At 67.9% G+C, this 4,761-nt stretch carries 1 protein-coding gene; it reads left to right on the top strand.

The window, feature by feature from the left end:
* Positions 1 to 288 precede the first annotated feature (288 nt).
* On the top strand, positions 289 to 4,761 hold a 4,473-nt coding region (locus tag ACFV0Q_RS36280), incomplete at its 3' end, for a glycosyl hydrolase family 18 protein (RefSeq protein WP_385011485.1).

The raw sequence follows: 4,761 nt of genomic DNA, 5'->3' as shown, positions 1-4,761 counted from the left end.
ATTTTTATACCCCCTAACAACACCTCCCCGCTTTCCCAACCCTTTTGGCCGTGTCAACTAAATACCCACCCCTCGCCCCCCCGCCGGGCCCGCGGGGGGCCCCCCCCCCCCCCCACCACTGCGGGACTCGCCCTCCTCGCGGGGCTACTCCCCGTCGCCCTCCTGCCCGCAACACCCGCGGTCGCAGCGCCGTCCAACCTCAAGCTGGCCACCTGGAACACCTGGGACGGCAAACACGACACCCTTCAGAAGGTTCCCGGCCTGATCAAGGACCACGCCCTCAACCTGGTGGCTCTCCAGGAAGTGGCCGATGGGGACCTGCTGGGCCATGCGCCCGCCGCCGCCTTCGACGTCGCCAACCGCAGCCCGAGCGGAACCCGCGTGGGGAGCTGGCGGGTCGAGGAGTTCCACTGGGACGGCGACATCACCGTCTACCGCATCCGCACCGGCAGCAACCGCCGCAGTCTCGCCATCGCCACCAAAAAGCGCGCCGCCTCCCACGATGACCTGCACGCGGTTCAGGTGCGGGGCGACGCCACCGGAAAGGCCTTCCCCGCGCTCGGGATGAAACTCGACGGGAAGTGGTACTACTCCATCCACGCCACCACAGCGCCGAAGCGGTCGAACAACAACGCCGACGGCATCGTCGAGGACATCTCGGGCCTGCACAAACAGACGGACTTCAAGGCCGGCTGGGCCATCATGGGGGACTTCAACCGGTTCCCCGACGAGAAGTCGCGGGCCTTCAACACGCAGCGGAATAAGCTGAAGGGAGCCAAGAAGGAGAACTTCGCGGAGGACCAGGGTGCTCTCACCAGCGTGATGGAACTGGAGGACGACGAGCGCGTCGTCTTCTCCGGTGCGAACACGCACAGGAAGGGCGCGGAGCTCGACTACATGGTCGACGGGGGCGCCGGCGAAGGCCTCAAGGCCAAGCGGCTCTCGAGTTCATTCGGCTCCGACCACTTCCCGGTTCTCTTCGAAGCGGGCGCGGACGAGCCGGGCACCTGTACGGCTGATGACGGGGCGGGAGCGTCGCGGGCGGCACGGGCCGCTGCTGCCGACGTCTGCCCGGTCGAGTCCGGTCTGCCCGCCGCCACCGTCTCCCTCGGCGACAGCTACATCTCGGGAGAGGGCGGCCGCTGGCAGGGCAACGCCAATGCCAAGGCGGACGGGCCCGACGGCGACACCGACCCCAACAACGACGCCTGGGGCACCGACCGGGCGGCCCACGGCACGCAGGTCTACGAGAAGAACGCCGCCGGAAGCGACGCGTGCCACCGCTCCGACGTGGCGGAGATCAAGGGTGCGGCCATCGGCGGCGTACCGAAGGAGCGGCGGTTCAACATCGCCTGCTCCGGCGCCGAGACGCAGCACATCCTCAGCAAGAACTACCAGGGCGAGAAACCGCAGATCCAGCAGCTCGCGGAACTCGCCGCAGACCATGAGATCGGTACCGTCGTGCTCTCCATCGGCGGCAATGACCTGCAGTTCTCCGACATCGTCCAGAGCTGTGCGGTGAACTTCATCAGCAACAAGGAGTCCTGCCGCAAGAAGGCGGACGAGGACCTCAAGAAACGCCTGAGCGCCGTCCGCGAGGACGTCGCCCGGACGCTGGACGCGATCCACGACACCATGGGCGGGTCCGGGCAGGACCAGAGCACCTACGACCTGGTGGTGCAGGGCTATCCGGCGCCGCTGCCCCCCGCGAACGAGATGCGCTACGAGGGCGACCACTACGACCGGTACTCCAAGGGCGGCTGTCCCTTCTACGACGCTGACGTGAGCTGGACGGGCGAGGGCGCGGTCGCGGAGATCGGTGGCATGCTGCGCGGTGCCGCGCGGGACGGGGACGCGGCCTTCCTCGATCTGTCGGACGCCTTCTCCGGGCACGAGCTGTGCTCGGAGACGGCGAAGCAGGCCACGTCCAACAACTCCCTGGACAAGCCGATCGCCGCCGAAGACGCGGAGTGGGTGCGGTACTTCAGCGGTCTCGGCGGCGGTGGGGAGTGGCAGGAGGCGGTCCACCCCAACGCCTACGGCCAGCGGGCCCTCAGCGCCTGTCTGGTCCGTATGAACAAGGAGATCGAGGAGTCGGGGGCGGGGTCCTTCCGCTGCGTCGGCAGTGCCGGCAGCTCACCCGACGAGCCGATCGTCTCCACCTCGCCGATCGACGATGCGGCATGGAACGGGGAGGGCCCAGACAGCGACGGCAAGCGCCTGGGCGACCACTACCTGTTCCAGGGGGATGCCTTCGGGCTCTTCAATCCGGATGCGAAGGCGGACGGCTCGATCGGTGGCGCCAACAGTCCCGGTCGCCTCCGTGGCGTCGGTGACATCGGTGACATCTGGTCCAGCCTGCGCGACACCGACTTCGCCGGCGGAGTCGAAGCCGCCTTCGAACTGACGGAAGACGGCACGCGTCACCTCTCGCTCTTCCGCGGCGGCCGGTACACCCATGTCTCGATCAAGGAGGGCACCATTGACGACCAGCGCGTCCGGGGTCCGGGGCCGATCCGCGACTTCTTCCCCGTGTTCGAGGGGACGGTGTTCGAGCACGGGCTCGACGCGGCCGTCGGCAACAGCAAGGACCCCTACGCGGTGGTCTTCCGCGACGGTCAGGCGGGCCTGCTCGAAGTCGACCTCGACGGCGACGGCGACAAGTGGATCGTGGAACCCGGCCCCGTCGGCAAGGTGATCCCTGCCCTGAGGGGCACGGTCTTCGAGCATCGCGTCGACGCCGCCCTGCTGCGCGTCGCGGACCACGGGAAGGTCCAGGCCGACCTGGTCTCCGGCACCCGGGTGGTACGGATGAGCCTGGACCTGCTCGATCTGTCGAAGAGCTACCTCCTGAGCAACCCCAGGGAGCTCACCGACCAGTGGCCGGGGTTGCGCGGCACCATCTTCGACTGGGGCAAGAACAAGAACGACCTGCTCGTACAGTCCCTGCGGTACGGCCCTACCCCGCCGCCCGACCCCGAGCCGGTGATCAGGGACCAGGCATCGCGGTCCATCTCCGCCGCCGCCCTCGCCGACCACTCCACGTGCCGCCCGGACGGTATGACGGCGACGAAGGGGGTCAACACGCCCTACTGCCTGATCTACGACGGCCAGGGCCGCGAAGTGATGGGCGAACGGCATCCGCGGCGGGTGGTGGGGTACTTCACCGGCTGGCGCACCGGCAGGAACGGGCAGCCCATGTACCTGCCGCGCAGCATCCCCTGGGGGCAGGTGAGCCACGTCAACTACGCCTTCGCGCACGTCGACGGCGGCAACCGCATCTCCGTCGGCGACGTCAACGACCCGGACAACCCGGCCACGGGCATGACCTGGCCCCACGTGCCCGGCGCCGAGATGGACGGCAGCCTGCCGTACAAGGGGAACTTCAACCTCCTGAACAAGTACAAGAAGGAGCACCCTAGGGTCCGAACCCTCATCTCCGTGGGAGGCTGGGCCGAGACCGGCGGAACCCTGAAGCCCGACGGCAGCCGCGAAAAGACCGGTGGCCTGTACCGCCTCACCACCAGGGAGGACGGCAGCGTCAACCAGCCCGCCATCAACACCTTCGCCGACTCCGTCGTCACGTTCCTGCGCACGTACGGTTTCAACGGTGTCGACATCGACTACGAGTACCCGACCTCCCTCCTGGACGCGGGCAACCCGGAGGACTGGCCCATCTCCAACCCCCGCCGCAAGGGCCTGAACGCGGGCAACACCGCGCTGATGAAGACCCTGCGCGAGAAGCTCGATGCCGCGTCGGCCGCGGACAACAAGTACTACCAGCTCACCGCGGCGGCCTCCGCGTCCGGGTATCTGCTGCGCGGGCAGGAGGACTTCCGCGCTCTGCAGTATCTGGACTTCGTCAACACGATGTCCTACGACTACCACGGCTCGTGGAACAACTACGTCGGCCCGCAGGCACCGCTGTACGACGACGGCAAGGACGTCGAGCTGGAGGCCACCGGGATCTACGACAAGGTCAAGAACCCCGAGTACCAGCAGGAGGGCTTCTTCAACACCGACTGGTCCTACCACTACTTCCGTGGCGCACTGCAGGCCGGGCGCATCAACCTGGGCGTGCCGTACTACACACGCGGCTGGAAGGACGTCCAGGGAGGTCAGGGCAACGGGCTGTGGGGCGTCTCCAAACTGAAGGACCAGTCCCAGTGCCCCGACGGGACCGGCCCCAACGGCGGCACGACGGCGTGCGGCTCCGGTGCCTCCGGCATCGACAACCTGTGGCACGACCAGACCGCCGCGGGCGACGAGCTGGCCGCCGGATCCAACCCGATGTGGCACGCCAAGAACCTGGAGCGGGGCGCTGTGACCAGCTACCTGCCCCGGTTCGGTCTGGACCCGAAGGACACCGCGAACCGGACCGACGGATACACCCGTCACTGGAACGGCACGCTCAAGGCGTCCTGGCTGTGGCACAAGGACAAGAAGGTGTTCCTCTCCACGCAGGACACCCAGGACACTGCCGCCAAGGCCGACTACATCAAGGACAAAGGCGCGGGCGGCGCGATGATCTGGGAGCTGGCCGGGGACTACGAGTGCCCGGACGACAAGTCGGGGCAGTGCGTGCCCGGCTACACCCTGACCAAGCAACTCGACGATGCCCAACGCGGTGCCGGGTCCTACGGCGCGACCCGTGCCGGGAAGACCGAACTGCCCAGCCAGGTCCTGGACGCGGACGTGACGTTCGCCAAGTACCCGACCGACAACAAGGACTTGTGGCCGCTCCAGCCCATGCTGCGCATC

Source organism: Streptomyces sp. NPDC059564 (assembly GCF_042735575.1).
In the GTDB taxonomy this organism is placed as follows: Bacteria; Actinomycetota; Actinomycetes; order Streptomycetales; family Streptomycetaceae; genus Streptomyces.
The sequence above is the reverse complement of the archived record's forward strand: the minus strand, read 5'-3'. Positions and strand labels throughout refer to the sequence as shown.